We start from the raw sequence: 19,158 nt of genomic DNA on the forward strand, positions 1-19,158 counted from the left end.
AGCCACTGCAGGAGGAACACAAGATGAAAAAGCCGATTATTGAAGTTAAAAACCTGAAAAAGCATTTCGCGCAAAAAGGCGGTCTGTTTTCTGGTTCCGATAGCGATAGCACGATACCCGCTGTCGACGATATCAGTTTTCATGTCTATCCCAATGAAACGCTGGGCCTGGTGGGCGAATCCGGTTGCGGAAAGACCACATCGGGCAAGGCCATACTCAAACTCAATTCCGTTACTGACGGACAGATACTCTATAACGGAACCGATATCACCTCGTTGAAGGAAAAAGAATTTCGTCCGTATCGCAAAGACATACAGATGATATTCCAGGATCTTGACGCCGCCTTGAATCCGACGATGAAAATCTATGACGTACTCAAAGAGGCCGTCATGATACACAACAAGGAATTGAGCGAAGATCAGGTCAAGAGTCGCATCAAGGAATTGATGGAAATGGTGAATCTGCAGTTAGGCAAATTGACCAACTTCCCGACCGAACTCTCAGGTGGTGAGAAGCGTCGCGTGGGTATTGCGCGCGCGCTTGCGGTACAACCGAAGTTTATCGTCGCTGACGAACCTACCAGTGCGCTTGACGTGTCCATACAGGCACAGGTAGTCAATCTGATGCTGGACTTGCAGAAAAACCTCGGCCTGTCATATCTGTTTATCTCTCACGATTTACATCTGGTGGAAATACTCAGTCATCGCATCGCGGTTATGTATCTCGGACGTATCGTCGAAATGGGTCCGGCCAAGGCAATTGCCAAGACACCGAAGCATCCTTACACCCAAATACTCTGGTCATCTCTGGGTGATGGTTCGGCGAAAGAGGCCGACAGTCGTCCGCAGGAAGAAGGCACCAACTGGGGAGTTTACGACTTTGCCAGACCGACCGGCGGCTGTCGATTCGCGCCGCGCTGCCCTATTTATGCGGAGAAAGGTCAACCGGCATTGTGTACCGATCCCAATAATGAACCACGCTTGCAGACAGACAGCGACGAACATATTGTTGCCTGTCACTTTCCATTGAAGTAACTCTGTCTTCCAATTCTCTGAAGACTAAACAGAGCGGCCAGTGATACCACGGTTTCACTGGCCGCTCTGCCAATTTTCCGCATTCAAATTCGTATACTGGAACTCGCCTCATACACGCGATAAACTTGCACGTGTTACTTAACTAATATCAATTTATTATGCCATCGGATCAAACACTGGAAACGCAGCGTCTGGCGCTACGTCAGTTTACCCGCGAAGACTTTTCTGTCTATGCGCGATGGATGTCTGATAAACAAATCATGGCATATATCGGCGACGGACAGATTCGGAGTAAGGAAAAGGCATGGAACAATTTCGCCTGGTTACTCGGCCATTGGCAACTTCGTGGATACGGCCTGTGGGCGGTCGAACTCAAAGAGTCGAAAGAATTGATCGGCCGCATCGGTTTATTCAATCCTGCGGGTTGGCCGGGACTGGAAGTCGGTTGGCTACTGGATCCAGCACACTGGGGGCATGGCTATGCAGAGGAAGGTGCACGCGCGAGCATTGCATTCGCTTTTAATCAGCTGGAAGAAGACTCGGTGATTAGCCTGATACATCCTCACAACCAGCGCTCAATACAACTCGCCCAACGCCTCGGTATGAATGAAGAGAAAAAAATCCTGATGTCAGGCAACGAGACACTAATCTTTCGTCTAAACAGAACGTAGAAATCCGCTGAGAACTTTAGTCAAATCGATACTATTGAACATTTTCAAATACGGCTAGACATTGAAAATCTGACGTCTGACTAGCCATCGCTAGTTCTATGTCAAACAGAAAACCAAAACTAGGATGACAAAATTAATTGCGTCAACTCTTCCACGGTTTCGATATATTCAGGATTACGACGCAACTCGCTCAACTGACGCGGACGGGAAAACGGAAGTTCGGTATCACGAATAATTCTGCCCGGGCGTTTGCTCATGACCAGCACACGATCAGCCAGAAAAACCGCCTCTTCGATGTCATGGGTGACAAAGACTATCGTTGCCTGTTTTTCACTCCACATATCCAGCAATAACTGATGCAAGTGCAGGCGACTTTGATAATCCAGATACACAAACGGCTCATCCATCAGCAATAGATCCGCCTCGCAGGCAAAACTGCGCGCAATAGACACTCGCTGCTTCATCCCACCCGATACCTGGTGTGGCAGATAATCGCAGAACTCACCCAGATCGACCTGTTGCAGGGCCAACCTCGCCCTCGCTGTCACTTCGGTTTTGGGAATCCGCGGATTGTTTTCTAGCAGAAATTCGATATTGCGCTGCAAACTCATCCACGGAAAAAGATCGGGTTCCTGAAACACCATATCGACGCGGTGATTCACGCCGTGCTGGAATGCCATCGTTCCCTCACTAACGGATTCCAGCCCCGCCAATGTGCGCAACAAGGTCGTCTTGCCACAACCGCTGGGACCAACGATGGCGCAAAACTGACCTTGTGGCACAGTAAGATCGAGACGTTCGTATGCCTGAATAGTTTGCGCTTTATTGACAAAGCGCTTACTCAGACCGCTAAGCGTAAAATGTGCTGTTTGAATAGCAGTCGACTCGCTATTTATAGGGGCCCAATACCTTGACCGCGTGTTGCGCGTAACTCAGGTCAACAATGCTATCAACATCCGCCGCCTCTTTCAGATAGCCTCGCTGGTGATACCATTGCGCATCCGCTTTTAAACTGGCGACGTTTACCAGACCATCGGGCGACAAACCGACTGGCACCACTTTGGTATACACCTTCTCGTCCTGGATACGTGTGTACTTCGTCAGAATACGGATGATTTCGTCCTTGTTGATACCTTTTTCAAAGGCATCGTTATAGTCTCGCAATGCTTTGACATAGGCCACCATAAAGCCCTTGGCCTGTTGCGGATGTTTTTGCATAAACACCGGTGAATAAAATATCGCTGCGCTTTGCTGATCGGGATAGATCTCATCGTCACCCGCGACGCGTACCGCAATCGCATTTTCTGTTGCCGAGGCAACAAACGGCTCGATCTGAACACTGGCATCAATAGATTTGTTTGCCAGTGCAATATTGATATCCGCATAGGCCAGAGTGTTCATGGTAATGTCATCCAGACTGAGACCGGCCTTTTTCAAATACATTTCGGTGACAATCTCCTGCGACACACCACGTGCTGTCACCGCCATACGCATTCCTTTCAGATCGGCAAAGGTTTTGTAACGCCCGCTGTCCACCAGATCTTTGCGCACAATCAAGGCCAGATAGCCATGTCCTGGGCTCACCGTTCCCTTATCTGAAACAATGCGAATAGGAATATCGTGAGAGATGGCGTTATACATACCTGCATTGATATTGCCACCACCCACTAGTAGTTGTCCGGTTGCCAGAAACGGCACCATTTTGGCGCCTGAGGCCTTAAAGGGATTGATTACCGGCTTGATCCCCTGTTCTTCGAAATAGCCTTTTTCCGTCGCAATAAACATCGCGGCGGAACTCATCACCGGCGAAATGCCGATCGGTACTTCCAACAGTTCTTTGGCCTGTACTGCCAAAGTGCTGCACATTGCGACTAACGCAAGCACGCAAAAAACTAACATTTCCCTTGTTTGCTCGATTTTCTTTTTCACAAAACGACTCCCTGATGTTCACTTAAAAAATACAACCCGATCCCCACGATCGCAATAATTGCACCGAAAACTGAGCGCAAGCTGACACGCTCTCTTAAAAACCACGCTGCTAACGGCAGAATAAACAAGGGACTGGTGGAATTCAACGTTACTGCTACCACCGCTGGCGCGAACTTCAATGCCACAACCGACAACCAACTCCCAAGAAACGCCCCGAGTACCGAGGCCAGTATCAGCAACCAGCGCACCCGGGAATCATGCACGATTGGGCGCGTCCAGTTTGGCAGCGCGCTACTAGCCAGACCCCAGGCCAATAATGCGACTATTGCCGCGCTATGACGCACCAGGCTCGCCTGCATGGCCGATAAGTCCTGTACCCCGCCTTTGATCAATAACACACTACCCGCATTGGCCAGCACAAACATCAAACCAAAGCCGATACCACTTTTCCACTGATCGGTACCATGTCCTGGTTCGCTCCTGTTCCACAGCACACTGCTCACCCCCGCCAGCGTTAAAGCCATACCTACCCAGGCCAGAACGCCAACGATTTCATCAAACAATACGATGGCAATCAATCCAGCGCTGATCGGAATCAGGGTGCCAAGCAATAGAGTTGCGCGTGGACCCAGCCTCACCAGTGTCAAAAAATACAGGGTGTCGCCGAGAAAAATTCCCAATAGGCCACTTAGTAGAAGCAACCACAGCGCATCCGTTAACGGCATACCCGATCCGCTGCCAAAGACGAACACGCCCATAATCAACACCGCGATCAATCCTTTGAACAGATTCATCGCCATTGCAGGTAAATGTTCGCCCAACTGGCGGAATAGAATTGCTGACAAGGCCCAGCAAAAGGCCGACGCTAGCGCAGCCAGGGCGCCTGTCATAGACCTCCTCGCAGATTGGTAGTGAAATATACCCTCGGGTTTTGCAGGAAAAGTACCGATATAGAATTTTTCGACACATTGGCATTTAGGTTTGTCATTGTGCCAAAATGACACAAAACAACCGACGTAATCAACCATGCGCAGATTTGTAATGTTGTGGCTGCTAGTTTCAATGTCTGCAGCCGTAGCCGAAGACAGTAAAAATTTTCTCATACAGCAGAAAACCGTGTATCTGCCGATTGTGCATCCGGGCAAGTTTGATCTGATCTATATGGAATTTGTCGATCAACCCATACCATTGCTGCCTATGCGCAAGGTCAAGGCGCACTATAAATACTTTTATGTGTTTCCTTCGGTGACCGTTCCCAGTGTGCAGAGCATCTATTTTCTGGAGCACATCAACGTCAACCCAGGCGAAACCGTACTGGACCTTGGCACAGGCTCTGGCATACAGGCCATATTCGCGGCGGAAAAAGCCAGCCGCGTGGTGGCCACGGATTTATACCAATACGCCGCCGATAATGCCGCCTTCAATGCCAATGGACACGGCGTTAGCCACATCGTAGAAACACGTGCAGGTGATTTGTTTGCGCCGATCAAGAAGGGAGAAACCTTCGACGTCATCATCAACAACATCGATTATCCCTGGGACGAGGGTTCCCAAGGTCTATGGAAAGTACATGAGCGTTTTTTTCGCGAAGTACAAACCTACCTCAACCCAATGGGACGTATCTACTATCAATCAGGCTGGATATACAACATACCCAAAATACAGAAAATGGCGGACGACAACGGTCTGAGAATCATCAAAATGGACATGGTGAATGCTATCGATCACGATCGCGAACCAATAGTTTACCTGATCATGCGTAAATCAGAGACCGCAGCGAAATGATACGCACGCTACCCGGCTTTAAAACCTATCTCGTAGCCTGTGAACTTGCGCATATTGATAACACCGGTATCAAAAATTAAATACTGCCCTTTTATCCCCTGAAGAGTGCCTCCAACTTCCGGGGTTTTGTCAAAGTTAAGCGAACTGATTTTTGTCGGATACTCGGTTACTGGATATTGAATTGTCACCACTTCCTGGTTTTCCAAAATCTCAATCGCACCAGGAAACCTTGTCATCACGGCGTCTATGACCGCGCCACCTTGCTCCAGCAACTCATCTCGCGCCTGACAAAGATCCCTCTCCTCAGTATCGTTCTTCAACATTTTGCGCCAATCGGTTTTATCCGCGATAAACGCCTTTAAACCGTCCTCGATCAATCCTACCTGAAAGCGGGTCGCAGCCCTGATAATAGGCATGGCCTGTTGCGCCCCCTGGTCTATCCAGCGGGTAGGAATCTGTGACTGACGGGTGATGCCTACCTTTAGACCAGAGGCATTGGCGAGATAGACGACGTGTGCTTGCATGCAATGTTTCTCTGCCCATTCGGGTTCACGACATGTCCCCTGGTCATAGTGACACTTTTCCGGGCGTACGATACAGATATCGCATTCCGCCAGTTTTTGAGTGCAGGGAAAACAGTAGCCTTGCCCAAAACTCTTTTTGGTTTTTCGTCCACAGGCCGTACAAAATATATTGCCCGTATGAATCAGCGAGATGTGTTTACCAATATGGGGATTCAAAGAAACCAGCTCGTCACCGAGTCGAAGACTGTATTGCACAGGGTCCGAGAGAGTGACCGCCATTTTAGATAAATTCCCACTACACATACCGCTAACCTGAGTTCATGACGAAGAGCGCTGATTATACTATTATGGGCGCCACTATGACATCGATGGATTTACCCACTATGGATACGCAACATTCGGCTCGCCTCGACGAGCTTGAAAGCCGACTGATGATGCAGGAACACACGATAGAAGAGTTGAATGAGGTCATCACGCGTCAAAACCTGGAAATGGCCGCGCTGAAATCTTTGCTACAAAGAGTGCAAGGACAAGTGACGCAACTCATGCCACTTCTGCAAAACAAGCCGGGGGATGAAAAGCCACCGCATTATTGAGACATTACTGGGGAGCCGTGTTACGGTATGGAATACTCGCCGTTGCTCCTGAATTGGGCGCCATATCGTCCATAAAAGCAATGGCGTCTCTATCAAAGAACGCCATTATTTTGCGATAAGTTTCTATTGATCCAGGTGAAACTATTCGTAAATATAGAGATATTCCTCCATACCATTGCTCATACGAAAAGCGCGCACCAGACGAAAACCCGGTAACAAACGTTGTATACCCGCCTGTCGGTGTTGACGACCTTGTGACACCGCCGATGTTGTGGTTTCGTATAGCAGGTGTTCGGCATCGATAATTTTGAATATCGCTGGCTGTGAGGGAATCTTTTCCAGCGTGGAAGTCACAAAAAACATTAGCGTGCCGCGTTTACAAAACGGTGTGAGGTGCTGGATCAACGCCTCCAGCTCTTTGTTGCTGAGATAATCAAACAAGTCCCAGAATAAAATCACATCAAATTGCAGCCCTTGCGGATATGGCTGTAATAAGTCCGTAATGCTCTGCCCCGTTTTCTTAGACTCCATGCGTGTCTTCCAACGAAACAGATCTTCGACGAACAAATGGGCGCGAAAATTAGAAAAAAACTGAATGTTGGAATTCCAGGCCATGCCCAGATCCAGCACTTTAATCGGTCGACCGCCAGGAAGGCGAGAAAACATTTCGCGCAAGGCTAAAAAGTTTGTGCCACCGTTGTGCTGATCTACATAGGAAATCGGTCCATCTTTTACCGCAAGTCTCACGTCATCCCTCCTGGGCCGGGTCTAGTTACCGTTATTCGTGCCTGTCTTGACGACGGAACTGCTGATTCCCGCTTTAGTGTCAGGGGTACGGGTATTGGGCGGCATTTTGGATAGTGCCTCTTTGTGTGTGGCATTTCCACCGGCTTTAGCCGCTTCACGCTTACTCATATCTATCGAACCTTTGAACATAGCGCCGTCCTGCATCACGACACGAGGGGATTCGATATTGCCGATGACTCGCCCGGAAGCGCGAATCTCAACGCGTTCCTCACCGTGAAGATTTCCTTCCAACTTACCTTCCACGCAGATTTCTCTGGCGTTGATATCGGCTTTGACACGACCATGTTGCCCAATGGTGACACTATAACCTTTGAAATCTATGGTTCCTTCAACGCGGCCCTGAATACAGACGTCTTCTTCACCGGCCAGCCCGCCAGTAATGACAATAGATGGACCAACCAAGGCGCGCTCGCGTCCATCCGCCGAAAAATTTGGCTCTGGGCGTTGTTCCACCTCCGGCTCACTGCGTTCCGCAAATGGCTTTTTCCACATGGTTTTATTCCTCGTTAAATAATAATTGCCAGAGGCGAATTAGTGCATAAATCCTGCCTGATTTGCTAAGCACTGAAACTCACAACGATTAATTCAGACGCACAAATAAATATGGTATATTTTTGTCAAAATTTCGACCCGGCGGTGATAAAAGATGACAAACATTTTGATAAGCGGCACATCTCGTGGCATCGGTTTGGAAATGGTACGTCAATCGGCGCAACGGGGATGGCGCGTCTTCGCATGTTGCAGAAACCCGACAGACGCAAACGAATTGCATGATCTTGCCGCCTCTTCCGCTGGTAAGGTTTCTGTACACCCTCTTGATATGAATAATTTTGAACAGATTCAGGCCTTGGCCAAAACAATTGAGGAACCAATAGACATACTCGTTAACAATGCAGGTCGTTATGGTTCGATGCAGCAGCGTTTTAACGATGTTGACGTAGACGACTGGATTAAAACCTTTCGCGTCAACACCATCGCACCATACCAAATGGTAGAAGCATTTATTGAACATTTGGAACGCGGCGAACGGAAACTGATTGCCACGCTCACGAGCAAGATGGGCAGTATCGATGACAATGGTTCGGGTAGTTGTTATATCTATCGCAGCAGTAAAACTGCACTCAATGCGGTAGTGAAAAGCCTGAGTATCGACTTAAAATCGCGTGGTATTACCTGCACCCTGCATCACCCTGGTTGGGTTAAAACTGAAATGGGTGGTCCTAATGCGGAAATTAGTACCGCGGAAAGCGTTGCCAAAATGTTTGCTATCATGGATCGCGTAACAATAAAAAATAGCGGTCGTTTTTTCGATATCGATGGTAGTGTGATTCCCTGGTAATGCAACAACTCAGAAAACGGTATCTTGGGATACCTAAAAATAGCGGTAGCTGAAATTGAAGCTCACTCCAAAATCCTGCAAGTTTCTACCGCTATAATCATCTTTCTTACCCGGTGCCCATGCCCAAAACAACTCTGCCGCGTAAGACTCCCGACTTTGCCATCGCAGTCCTAGTCCCGTACTAATCAAAGTATTCAACGTACGTTGCGCCATCACATTTGCTTGCCCATAGTCGACGAATGGTATGAGCATCACACGTTGTTCCCCTATTAACCAGGCATCAATCAACAGTGGTAAATGATAGTCGAGACTCATACTCAGTACATTGTCGGCCAGCAAGGCATTTTCTCGAATGCCACGCAGGGAGTAACGGCCTCCCAAAGGGTAGCGATCAATACTTGCCAATGCACCGGGCGCAAATTGCCCCGCGATTTTGAACAACAGGCTATCGGTGTCAATGATTCCCACGGGTGAGGACAGTTGCACATGATATTGTAGTTGTCCTCTATAGCCGGATGGCTGTGCCGCGCCAAACAGATTCCATCGATAGGCAGTATCAAACTCAAGCATAAAACTGCGAACGACGGTGTCTCCCCGCCACCCAAAACGTAGCGCATATACATCTGGTTCGTCGAACAAATCACTTGTGTCGGCAATTTTCGTTTGCATTTTTTGCCATTGCAAGCCAGCGCGAAACAGCTGGCTCCCTTGCCATCTTGAAGATCGATACCCAAGCTCAAGGTGTATCACACGATTTTCGTTGCGTAATTCTGTATCGAAAGACTCGTTTGAATTGCCGGATTCGGGTAGTTCTTTGTTATTGATCTGACCACTTGAATAGCTTCCGCCAGCCAACAGCATAATATGCGATTGTCTGAGCGGCATGTCGTACGAGAAACCGAGTTGGGTGTGGTACCAGGATTTATAGAGTGATAGCTGGGCGCGTTCGGACCAGCCAAAATAATTATTGTAGCGCGTACTCACGTGAACGCCCTCCGCGCCTATCAGTGGTGACTGATAGTTGTTCACGCTAATAGCATACTCATAAGGCTTGTTTTCATTAACTCTGAGAAGTAGTGCGTATTGCGCGTCCTGATGGAGAGGATAGAGATAGGCCTGAACGCTATCAATCATCGGATGCGATCGCAGTTGCTGCAAGGAATGCGAAAGTGTTTTGGCATTCATGGGTTCTGTTGACACTGAACGAAAATGTTCTGCAACGACTTCTTTACTCAAGCGTCTGTTTCCGGCAATCTGTAAACGGCTAATATGACTTTCCTGTGCCACCATTCTCACAATGCCATTTGTGATAGCTGGGTCAGCGAGACTTACCTGCGCGGAAATATACCCCTGCTGTTTATAATAGGTATTGATGTGGGCCGCGACGTCATTAAGTTCGGTGTTACTCAAGGTTTTGCCCAGGTAATCTGCGAGTAGCGTATCGACAACAGTTTGGTCGATAACTACACTTCCCTGTAGTTCAAAGCCAGTCACCGTCGGCGTCCTTAGCTCATCGATCAGCTGTTTTTGTGCGCGACTAATCGCAAATACGGGCAACACCCTATCCGCCTGAGTGTTGCTATCCCTGATGAGTTCACTGTCCATTTCCACTTCTTGATTCCAGCGTTGCGTTAACCCGTCAATACCTGCAAAACCAAATACAGGATAAGAAACTGTCAAAACCATGAGAAACAATAGTCGAACTCGCATTAGTAACATTCTCGTCCCATCTGAATATAGCTATCCGAATAGGGTTTATAGTTTCCAGGCGCAGACCTCCATCTCACTCTCCCCTGTACCTGTAAAGCTTCGCTTGAGCATACGTCTGCCGCATCTCGCGCATTGACAGTTTTTTCTATTTTGCCATTTAATAGGTTTTCGACGGATCCCGTCGACGATACGATAGACCAGTTTGCTTCAGACCCGGCGTTTCCGGATACTGTTGTTTCAAATCCAACTGAATCGGTTACGGTACCCACCGCCCCCTGACCTATAAAAAAATCATCACTCTCTACAATATTTACTTCCTGAGAGGCCATTAGTTGGACATCTTGAGGATTTTCCGAATTGATGTCGGAAAGAGAAACATATATCCGCTCACCTTCAATACGCATTTTAGCGCCCTCATTCAAGGTGACAGTATTGTGTTGAAAGGAAACAAGGCCGGCACCAATATCAACTGACTTGTCCGCTGTTATATCGGTGTTGATGATATCGACCCTGCCATTTAGCGGCTCATTATTGCTTGACGTCAATTCAACGCTATCAATACGACCGCGATTTCCCGCAAAATATTTTCCAATATCAACTCTTGCGTTATTTACTATAACGTCGTTGCTGACCAAATAGAGACTCAATCCTGGCGCATCCTCAATCACCGTACCCGAAACCAATATCGGTGCGCTATTCGCTGCATCAAGTCGGATTCTATTAGGGTTCAGTCTGCTCGTCGTGGTCGATTCCGTTGACGATGAAAACAAACTCCCGTCACCAAATTCTATATCCGTCGCCGTGCTCGATATAAAGGCGCCATGAATGTCCAGTCTGAAATTCTTGCCAAAAATCACCCCTGAAGGATTAATTATCCAAAGATTAACACCATCGATATCGCTGGATACCAAACCGTCCAGATAACTGCTATTCCCACCGGTAACACGCGCAAATATGTGGTCAATACCGGCAGTACCGGAAAACCTTGCGTGCTCACCTTCACCGACATTGAAGCTCCGAAAACTATGGAACAGATTATTGCCTTGGCGCTGTCCATACGATTCTGTAATAGCATAGTCCGGCCCGAGCAGAAGAGCTCTCTCACCCAGTGTTCCGTCAAACTCAACTTCTGCATAGACGTACCCTGACGTGGCAAGTAGTACCGATAGCAATACGCTACTGTATGAATACTTTTCTATTTTTCTTTTCATTCGACTGTCAACACTTCTTCTCATTCTTCTAAACATCGGTATTTTCTAATACGGAAAAAATTAATGCGTAGTCACCATCAGACCCGCCCAATATTTTGCGGGTTGTTTCTCCTTAATCATCGCCACTTGTATATCACGCACAGCATCTATAGGAGAAAACTTCTGAGGTACCGTAGATATTAGTTTTTGAAGAAATTCCTTTCCCTTTTCCTGTTGCCACATCGGCGTCAAACAAAACGATACCGAGAATCGTATAGGCAGGAGGGTTAACACACTCTCATCCGGTGCATTCGCATATTCCCCCATGACCAAGACGTCATATCCACCAGTAGAAAGAAATTCTCGTAAGGAAACTTCCAATTCCTCGATAGAATAGGATTTGTCTATATCAGATACATTCGACGGACTATCAATTTCAAAATGCTGTGACGTGTACCACAAACGGAACCCCGGTGCCAAAAGTCCCGCCAGTGGCAAATTTCCAAGTCCGGAAAAAGTCTTGCTTATGCCCTTACTAAAAAACTCCGCGCGCTCCGAGTCTGACATTGAAACGTCTTTCGTTCCCCAAGACATATTGCGTAGTCCTGTGGCATGAAAGTAGCTCAGGCTATATTTTTCCACCAGATATTTCTTGCCCGTATAAAGTGAGGCTACAGGAATTGCGCGGGTGAGCCCATCAAGACTGAATGCTAATGTATTGACTGTTTGTAGCGCTTTTTCAAAAGGCGCCAAAAATAATTTGTATAGTTTTATTGAGGAGGGAGTAATGTCATATTCACGTTCAATTGCCGCACGCATATCGACTACATTCTGGTATATCTGATCGCGTTTAGCCCTAAGCTGATGAAATAAATATTCCTTACCTTTCTGTAAAACAACAAACGACTTATTCTTTCCAATGAAGTTATAGAAACGCGCGTCATTTGATGCCAGTTCAGGAAGGAGTGTGTGAGACGTAGTTTCGCTAACAAGAGGAAACCGCGACATCGCTTCACTCATCCTCAAGGTTTCCATCGCTTGCCACGCCCGTCTAGCACTCTCCGGTGATTTGTCCTGAGCTAAAAATGACAAGTATTGTTCGATGAACGGACGCACAATCATGGCATAAGCGTCAGGTTCATTGTGCGCGACCTGTTCGAGAAGATTCCGCAGTTGATTGTGTGCTGCATGCATTAACTGACCGGCATTGTCATCCTTAGCAATGTCGGCGAGTATTGCCAGTTCAATATCCCAGCGATACATACTATCTGGCGAGTCACTCTTATGCGCAAAAATACTAGCCTGTCTAAACATGTGCAGCGCCTCGGCAAAACGCCCCTCGTCGCGATAGAGTATCGCGGACATTCCCCAGGCATAGGATAGGCTGCGTAAATCTTTTGTGTTTTCAGCAAGGCTGAGCGCATTCTGATATTGTTGCAGGGCTCGTTTCCGCCACACTCCTTTATTCTTTGAACGTTTCGAAAAATCTCGGTACAGACTTCCAAGATTAAGACAATGTTCAATGGTGAATGCATAATCATTTACGGTATCGAGTGTTGAAACAAGGTCGCCCAATAACGTCGACACACCATCAAGGCTTCCCATTTGCAGTTTTACCCTTGCCAGATTCAGGGCAGCAATAATTTCTATCTTAGAATCATTCAGGCGCTGCGCTAAGTCCAGTGATTCGGAAAATGCCTGCTCAGCCAATTGCCAGTCCTTTACCTGGACATCGGTATAGCCAATATCCAGTAGTATCTTGGCAAGCGCTAGGTTTTCACCTTGTGTGCGATAGTCTTGGACAAGAATGTGGAAAAAATCACGCGCCTGACTAAACTGGCGTCGAGACAGATAACTCTTGGCGAGGAAATCATAGGCAGTATTCGCCGCAACTCTGTTTTGCAGTGACGGTGCTAACTCCTGAATACGATGAAGCACCTCATTTTCGTTTTTACCGTCGTATAAACGTCTATAGGCCAGTGCAAGCAAGGTAAGTGCGCGTAATTCCCGTTCTGGATTCTGAACCTTACGAGCGTGTTCTATGTATGTCTTAAAATGACGGATGGCCGCCAAATACTGACCGCTTTCAAGTGAACTACGGCCTTGTTCCAAGGATTGGTGATGCATTTCATTGTTGGGGAGTGTTGTCGACCAGCAAGGGACAGCAGCTATCCAACTGAATAACAAAAAGATTGTAACAATGGTGGTACGCCTGGGAGACACTGATATTTCGTCTTATAATTTTTTTCAAACATTATATACGAAAGATCCGATCTGTATTTCAAAAAAAGGAAAATTACATGCTTCGAAGGGCGCACCATATCATTGAGTGGTAATTATTTGGAAATGATCTAACTATTTACACGAGTACGATGCCCGTTTCGAAAATAACACATCGTCGTATTAATCATCATCTACGTGTTGGTAATCCATAAATTCTCGATATTCATTGTCGTTATCCCAGGCATCGCTATCCAGCCCAGGTTCGTCAAGATCAAAGGTCTCGCGAAATGAGTCCATATCCTCAGGCTCCGCAACTTGGGCAATATGCGCTCCTGTCCAATCTTCCAGACTAATCTGTTCGACCTCCCCGTCCTGATATTCAATTTCGACAGAATCATCCAACAGATCCGTCACTCTAAACGAGTGTAAGCGGCCAGACTCCCTATACCACTGACCAATAATCGGCGCTACCTTCCTGGTCATGACATACTCCCTTTACATTGTGTCTTTCCCCAACGACAAATACGGTGGGTTATTGTTATGGTTTGTTAAATTTGATTTATTCTTAGACAGTCGACAAATTTTTTCAAGCGCTTTTACCTGTCTCTACCTGAATTTGATAAATCCATTTTTTTCGTACTAAATATTTTTCAAGTTCCACGGCTAGAAAAACGATGAACGATAGTCCGCAACAGATCAGTAACTCTGAAATACTCAAGGCCTGGGTTTTAAAAATATCATTGAAAAAAGGCAAATAGATAATCAGTAGTTGTAACCCTATGGTAAGCGATACAGCAAACAATAACTTTTTATTCGAACCGATTCCAAACTGCAATAAAGATTGTGTTTCAGAACGTATCGCCATCACGTGTGCAAGTTGAGAAAATGTCAACACGGTAAAAACCATGGTTTGCCAGTGTTCGATTCCTTGCGCAATCGCCCACACCTGTACCCCCAGTGAAAGCAGCCCGATTAACAAACCAATGACGAGTATGTGTTGCCACATACCATTGGCGAACACCGATTCACGCGGAGGACGAGGCGGACGTTGCATCAGGTTGGGTTCTTCCTTTTCCAGTGACAGCGCCAACCCAGGCAACCCATCGGTCACTAAATTTATCCACAGAATATGTATCGGTAGCAGCGGCACCGGCATGCCAACCAAAGGTGCCAACAATAACGTCCACACCTCGCCTGCGTTTGAGGTCATGGTATAGCGTATGAATTTACGAATATTGTCATAAATGCGCCGACCGGCGCGCACGGCATGAACAATAGTGGCGAAGTTATCATCAAGCAGAATGACGTCCGAAGCTTCACGCGCCACGTCAGTCCCTTTGCGTCCCATGGCGATACCGACGTGGGCAAAACGTAGCGCGGGGGCATCGTTTACCCCATCACCCGTCATGGCTACGAACTGTTGTTGTTTTTGTAACGCTTCAACGATACGGATTTTCTGTTCCGGGGAAACACGCGCATAAACGCGTTTTTCAAGAATGACTTGGTTGAGTTGTTCATCGTTCAAATGGAAAAGCTCTTCGCCACTGAGTACCTCGTCTTCGTGGCGGCTAATACCCAATTCCTGCGCGATTGCCGACGCCGTCAGTACATGATCACCCGTTATCATGACGGGTACGATGCCAGCAGACTGACACAAACGCACCGCCTCTTTGGCTTCAGGTCTGGGCGGATCAATGAGAGCGATAAATCCGAGGAATTGCAGACCCGATTCAATGCTATCGACGTCTTTAACAGAAGGCTGTCTATCCCAGATGCGTTGCGCAAACCCCAGCACCCGCTGCCCTCTTGCAGCCATTGCCCTTGCCTGCTGCAAGAGTTCGGCGCGTCCTTGATCTGACAGTAAACGAGTACTGGCGTCATGTGTACACAAACTCAAGATGCGTTCCGGAGAGCCCTTGCTATACGCAACGATGACAGCGTCTTCCCGGTGCATAGTGGTCATAGACTTTCGAACAGAGTCAAAAGGTACTTCGGCAACGCGAGGATAGTTTTCCAGTAACCGCGAAAAATCCTTGTTCTGATGTTGGTCTTGCGCGAAAGCCAGGATTGCTGTCTCGGTCGGATCGCCGATCAACGTATCTGCCGATACCTGCGCGTCATTACACAGGGCCATGGCTTTCAACAATGATGCGTTTAGCGATTCAACTTTGTCTGATGCTTGCCATGTATTGGCGTCGAAAACATGTGAGGCATGCATCTTGTTGAGTGTCAATGTGCCGGTCTTATCGGTACAGATATAGGTAACAGACCCTAGCGACTCTACAGCGGGGAGACGTCGGATCAAGGCGTTCTTTTCCGACATCTGGCGTGCACCTACGGCCAGCGCAATATTCACCACCGCCGGCAAGGCTTCAGGAATAGCCGCCACGGCCAGACTGACTGCGGTCAGAAACATCAAAAGTGCAGGCTCGCCGCGTAACAGACCAACCGCAAACAGCACAACACAGACAAACAACACCACAAAAGCAAGCTGCTTACCCAAAATAGCCAGTCGTTCCTGCAATGGGGTTTTTGGCTGTGCCTCTTTTTCGAGTAACCGAGCAATACTACCCAGCTCCGTGTTTAATCCGGTCGCGGCGACGACGGCCACTACCCGGCCGTGGGTAAGCAAGCTTCCCTTGAATACCATGTTGACACGGTCGCCAACCAACGCATGTGGCTTGGCTATGGGCTCAATATGCTTGTCTACGGGCTCGGACTCACCAGTTAAGGTGGATTCATCGGTACGCGCATTTGCCGACTCTATCAGGCGTGCGTCTGCGGGTACCGTGTCACCGGCATCGAGCAATATGATGTCACCCGGAACCAATTCATCCGCATCAATCGTCTTTACCTGAGCATCTCGTCGAACCTTTGCCGATGGCGCGGCGAGTTTACGCAAGGCATTCATCGCCTGTTCCGCGCGAATTTCCTGGATAAATCCAATGACGGCGTTAAGAACCAGAATAACAATAATCGTGATGGTGTCGGCCAGTTCGCCAACCAGACCGGAGACAACCGCCGCCGCAATCAGTATCAACACCATCAGGTCTGAAAACTGGGAGATAAAAATGAGGAGTGCCGAACGAGAGCTCGCTTCGGGTAGACGATTTGCGCCATATTGCTGCAAACGCGTCTGGGATTCCGATGTAGAAAGGCCTTGCGCGACTTCCACATCGAGTTTCTGACAAACCTGTTGCGCGGTTTGCGTATGCCACAGCGTGGCTTCTCGCTCGGCCGCGACTTCCGTCGTCATATCACGCTTTCCCTTCAACCAAATATCGAATAGTCAAACCATTCGGCGAAATAGCTTTTTAGCCTGCGATGAATGTCAATGCGATAAACGTCGCGAATAAGGCAAAATGCACCGCGCCTTCGAGCATATTGCTTTCACCATCGTGTAGATTAATCATCGCCACCAATACAGTAAGCAGTATCATTGCCGACTGCAAAGGAGTCAATCCCATTTCCAGTGGTATGCCTTGCATCAGGGCGATAAACTCGATCACCGGGACCGTCAACAATACCGTCGCCAGAGATGCACCCAAGCCGATATTGATTACTGTCTGCATCTGATCCTTCATTGCCGCGCGTACCGCGGTCAAGATCTCGGGACTCGCCGATATCAATGCCACCAGAACTGCTGGTATCGCCATAGGCAAACCGCTTGCTTCCATGCCATGATCAAGAAATACCGCCAGAATTTCGGCCAATACTCCAATCACGACTATGGTGAAAACCAACAGCAATACATGCCAGCTATTGGATTTTTGATGCGTACTTTGCGTTTCTTCGTGTCCGCCTGCGCCTCCGTATTGAAAGAAGTAGCGATGCTCGACGGTTTGTACACGCAGAAAAATAACATAGAGTATCAAGGTGACAAGTATGGAAAATATGAAATACGATTTCATATTGTCTGCCGATATGAACTCAGGAATAAACATGCTGATTCCTACCGCGACCAGCAACATAGAGATATAGGAATTTGAGCCATCCATATTATATTTTTGTTCGCCGTGGTGGATACCGCCAATGATAGCCGCAACCCCCAGGATACCGTTCATATCTATCATAATGGCGGAATAAATGGTGTCTCGGGCGAGAGTCGGATTTTCAGTACCGGTCATGATGATAACCAGCATCACGACTTCCACGGTTACCGCAGCGATTGTCAACAACATGGTGCCATACGGTTCACCAAAACGTTGCGCCAATACCTCTGCGTGGTACGCAACCCTGAATGCTGCACCGATAATGACCGAGAAGACCAGCGTAAAAGCGACCGCCAACATCACGCCACCCTGCTCAATAACGCTGTGCTCGACATAAAATCCGATTATTGCGGTGATGACAGCAACAATGAGTGTGGCTTCTTGTTTAAGCATTTTCTCTCACATCAACGAACAGGATAACGCTGGATTATAACCCGGTTTGTCAGGCGCAAGGCGAGTTTTTTGGTCCACCTGAATACACTAATAAAAAATAGATCTATTAGGAAAATTTAGCGAAAGAGCTTGCCCAGCCCGGCATAGCTAATGCCAAACGTCGCCGCCATGATGTTTTCAGATGCGCCGGCAACATCAAACAGGCTGGGTGTAATTGGCAGCGTTTGCAGCTTTAGTTGGTATTCCCAATTTGGGAGCGATTGATAATAAAGACCAGCGGAAAATGTCATTCCGATATTTTTATCGGTGTCCTCGGAGGTACCCAGACTGGAATCATTAATTCGATAGGTCACGTTCCAGGACGACATTCCCAACGAGGCTGCGAACAACAATCTTCCATTTGTTGGAAAATAGGATTGGACAAAAGATAGTTTGAAACGGGTACTGATCTCAAATGCCAGCGCCGTTACGCTTGCGGATTCCTGGATGTCGTCGCCATAGGTATCAACATATTGTGTAGTAGGCTGCCCCATATTCAACCAACTGAATTGAATACCTATGCGTTCATCAAAGGGATACGCAAGACTGAAACTATAGGCTTGTGTATCCGCCTCCATGCGTAGAAAGCGTGACTGGCCGATATTAGCTGAAAAAGCGATATTGCTTAGATTATCCTTCCAGGTGATATTCTTGGCCCAGTATTGAGTTCGACCCCACATACCCTTTGGTGCGTCTGCGGCAATCTTGTTGGTTTCAACAGGCGGCGAGCTACCGTTTTCATCGCTGACGATAAGCTCAGTGTTTGTTTCAGGAGCGACGGGGCCGGGGGTTTCCTCGGCATAGAGTTGCGTTGTCCACGTCAGCAGTACGTAGACCAGTAGCAGCGTTTTCGGCCGAATGGCAGTTATATTCATTAGATTCTCTTACGTGCATAAACGGGGTTTCTCAACACCTGTGCTTTATTT

18 protein-coding genes are annotated in these 19,158 nt (G+C 47.7%); 5 read left to right on the top strand and 13 right to left on the bottom strand.

Going from position 1 to position 19,158, the window contains the following annotated elements:
- Window positions 1-23 precede the first annotated feature (23 nt).
- Together OEZ43_15145 and OEZ43_15150 are read left to right on the top strand one after the other, a co-directional pair.
- Window positions 24-1,034, top strand: coding sequence for an ABC transporter ATP-binding protein (locus OEZ43_15145; protein ID MDH5546928.1), 1,011 nt, complete (start codon window positions 24-26; stop codon window positions 1,032-1,034).
- Window positions 1,035-1,192: 158 nt separating this feature from the next.
- Complete coding sequence (locus OEZ43_15150) at window positions 1,193-1,705, top strand: GNAT family N-acetyltransferase (protein MDH5546929.1); 513 nt, start codon at window positions 1,193-1,195, stop codon at window positions 1,703-1,705.
- Window positions 1,706-1,824: 119 nt separating this feature from the next.
- Here the strand turns inward: OEZ43_15150 and OEZ43_15155 are convergent, their stop codons facing one another.
- The 3 genes from OEZ43_15155 to OEZ43_15165 form a co-directional block, all read right to left on the bottom strand.
- Complete coding sequence (locus OEZ43_15155; protein ID MDH5546930.1) at window positions 1,825-2,517, bottom strand: ABC transporter ATP-binding protein; 693 nt, start codon at window positions 2,515-2,517, stop codon at window positions 1,825-1,827.
- 76 nt (window positions 2,518-2,593) lie between these two features.
- Window positions 2,594-3,634 (bottom strand): ABC transporter substrate-binding protein, encoded by a 1,041-nt coding sequence (locus tag OEZ43_15160; GenBank protein ID MDH5546931.1) that lies wholly within the window; start codon window positions 3,632-3,634, stop codon window positions 2,594-2,596.
- A complete protein-coding gene (locus OEZ43_15165; protein ID MDH5546932.1) occupies window positions 3,631-4,524 on the bottom strand; it encodes a DMT family transporter in 894 nt (297 codons plus the stop codon). Before OEZ43_15165 ends, OEZ43_15160 begins: the two co-directional genes overlap by 4 nt.
- Before the next feature lie 136 nt (window positions 4,525-4,660).
- On the opposite strand from OEZ43_15165, the gene OEZ43_15170 reads away from it, so the two are divergent.
- Window positions 4,661-5,419 carry a methyltransferase gene (locus tag OEZ43_15170; GenBank protein ID MDH5546933.1) on the top strand — a complete coding sequence of 253 codons (759 nt, stop codon included), beginning with the start codon at window positions 4,661-4,663 and terminating at the stop codon, window positions 5,417-5,419.
- Between the two features lie 8 nt (window positions 5,420-5,427).
- Here OEZ43_15170 and OEZ43_15175 read toward each other — a convergent pair whose 3' ends face one another.
- The gene (locus OEZ43_15175) at window positions 5,428-6,222 is read right to left on the bottom strand and encodes a DUF2797 domain-containing protein (protein MDH5546934.1); all 795 of its coding nucleotides are present in this window, start codon (window positions 6,220-6,222) and stop codon (window positions 5,428-5,430) included.
- A gap of 104 nt (window positions 6,223-6,326) precedes the next feature.
- Here OEZ43_15175 and OEZ43_15180 point away from each other — a divergent pair, with 104 nt between their 5' ends.
- Window positions 6,327-6,539 (top strand): SlyX family protein, encoded by a 213-nt coding sequence (locus tag OEZ43_15180; GenBank protein ID MDH5546935.1) that lies wholly within the window; start codon window positions 6,327-6,329, stop codon window positions 6,537-6,539.
- 141 nt (window positions 6,540-6,680) lie between these two features.
- Here OEZ43_15180 and OEZ43_15185 read toward each other — a convergent pair whose 3' ends face one another.
- A complete protein-coding gene (locus OEZ43_15185; GenBank protein ID MDH5546936.1) occupies window positions 6,681-7,286 on the bottom strand; it encodes a hypothetical protein in 606 nt (201 codons plus the stop codon).
- Window positions 7,287-7,307: 21 nt separating this feature from the next.
- Complete coding sequence (locus tag OEZ43_15190) at window positions 7,308-7,838, bottom strand: polymer-forming cytoskeletal protein (GenBank protein MDH5546937.1); 531 nt, start codon at window positions 7,836-7,838, stop codon at window positions 7,308-7,310.
- Window positions 7,839-7,992: 154 nt separating this feature from the next.
- Here OEZ43_15190 and OEZ43_15195 point away from each other — a divergent pair, with 154 nt between their 5' ends.
- Window positions 7,993-8,685 (top strand): SDR family oxidoreductase, encoded by a 693-nt coding sequence (locus OEZ43_15195; GenBank protein MDH5546938.1) that lies wholly within the window; start codon window positions 7,993-7,995, stop codon window positions 8,683-8,685.
- Between the two features lie 33 nt (window positions 8,686-8,718).
- On the opposite strand, the gene OEZ43_15200 is transcribed toward OEZ43_15195, so the two are convergent.
- The 7 genes from OEZ43_15200 to OEZ43_15230 all read right to left on the bottom strand — a co-directional run bounded on the left by OEZ43_15200 (window position 8,719) and on the right by OEZ43_15230 (window position 19,107).
- Complete coding sequence (locus OEZ43_15200; GenBank protein ID MDH5546939.1) at window positions 8,719-10,395, bottom strand: hypothetical protein; 1,677 nt, start codon at window positions 10,393-10,395, stop codon at window positions 8,719-8,721.
- The gene (locus OEZ43_15205) at window positions 10,395-11,606 is read right to left on the bottom strand and encodes a filamentous hemagglutinin N-terminal domain-containing protein (protein ID MDH5546940.1); all 1,212 of its coding nucleotides are present in this window, start codon (window positions 11,604-11,606) and stop codon (window positions 10,395-10,397) included. The genes OEZ43_15200 and OEZ43_15205 overlap by 1 nt, the downstream gene beginning before the upstream one ends.
- Window positions 11,607-11,666: 60 nt before the next feature.
- On the bottom strand, window positions 11,667-13,712 hold the full coding sequence (locus OEZ43_15210; GenBank protein MDH5546941.1) for a CHAT domain-containing protein: 2,046 nt from the start codon (window positions 13,710-13,712) through the stop codon (window positions 11,667-11,669).
- 276 nt (window positions 13,713-13,988) lie between these two features.
- Window positions 13,989-14,291: a hypothetical protein gene (locus tag OEZ43_15215; protein MDH5546942.1), complete on the bottom strand. Its 303-nt coding sequence runs from the start codon at window positions 14,289-14,291 to the stop codon at window positions 13,989-13,991.
- Between the two features lie 103 nt (window positions 14,292-14,394).
- A complete protein-coding gene (locus OEZ43_15220) occupies window positions 14,395-17,064 on the bottom strand; it encodes a calcium-translocating P-type ATPase, PMCA-type (GenBank protein MDH5546943.1) in 2,670 nt (889 codons plus the stop codon).
- A 58-nt stretch (window positions 17,065-17,122) separates the two neighbouring features.
- The gene (locus tag OEZ43_15225; GenBank protein MDH5546944.1) at window positions 17,123-18,193 is read right to left on the bottom strand and encodes a calcium:proton antiporter; all 1,071 of its coding nucleotides are present in this window, start codon (window positions 18,191-18,193) and stop codon (window positions 17,123-17,125) included.
- Between the two features lie 116 nt (window positions 18,194-18,309).
- Entirely contained in the window at window positions 18,310-19,107 is a 798-nt protein-coding gene (locus OEZ43_15230) for a hypothetical protein (GenBank protein MDH5546945.1), read from the bottom strand.
- Window positions 19,108-19,158 lie beyond the last annotated feature (51 nt).

The sequence above is a fragment of the Gammaproteobacteria bacterium genome (assembly GCA_029881255.1).
In the GTDB taxonomy this organism is placed as follows: Bacteria; Pseudomonadota; Gammaproteobacteria; order S012-40; family S012-40; genus JAOUMY01.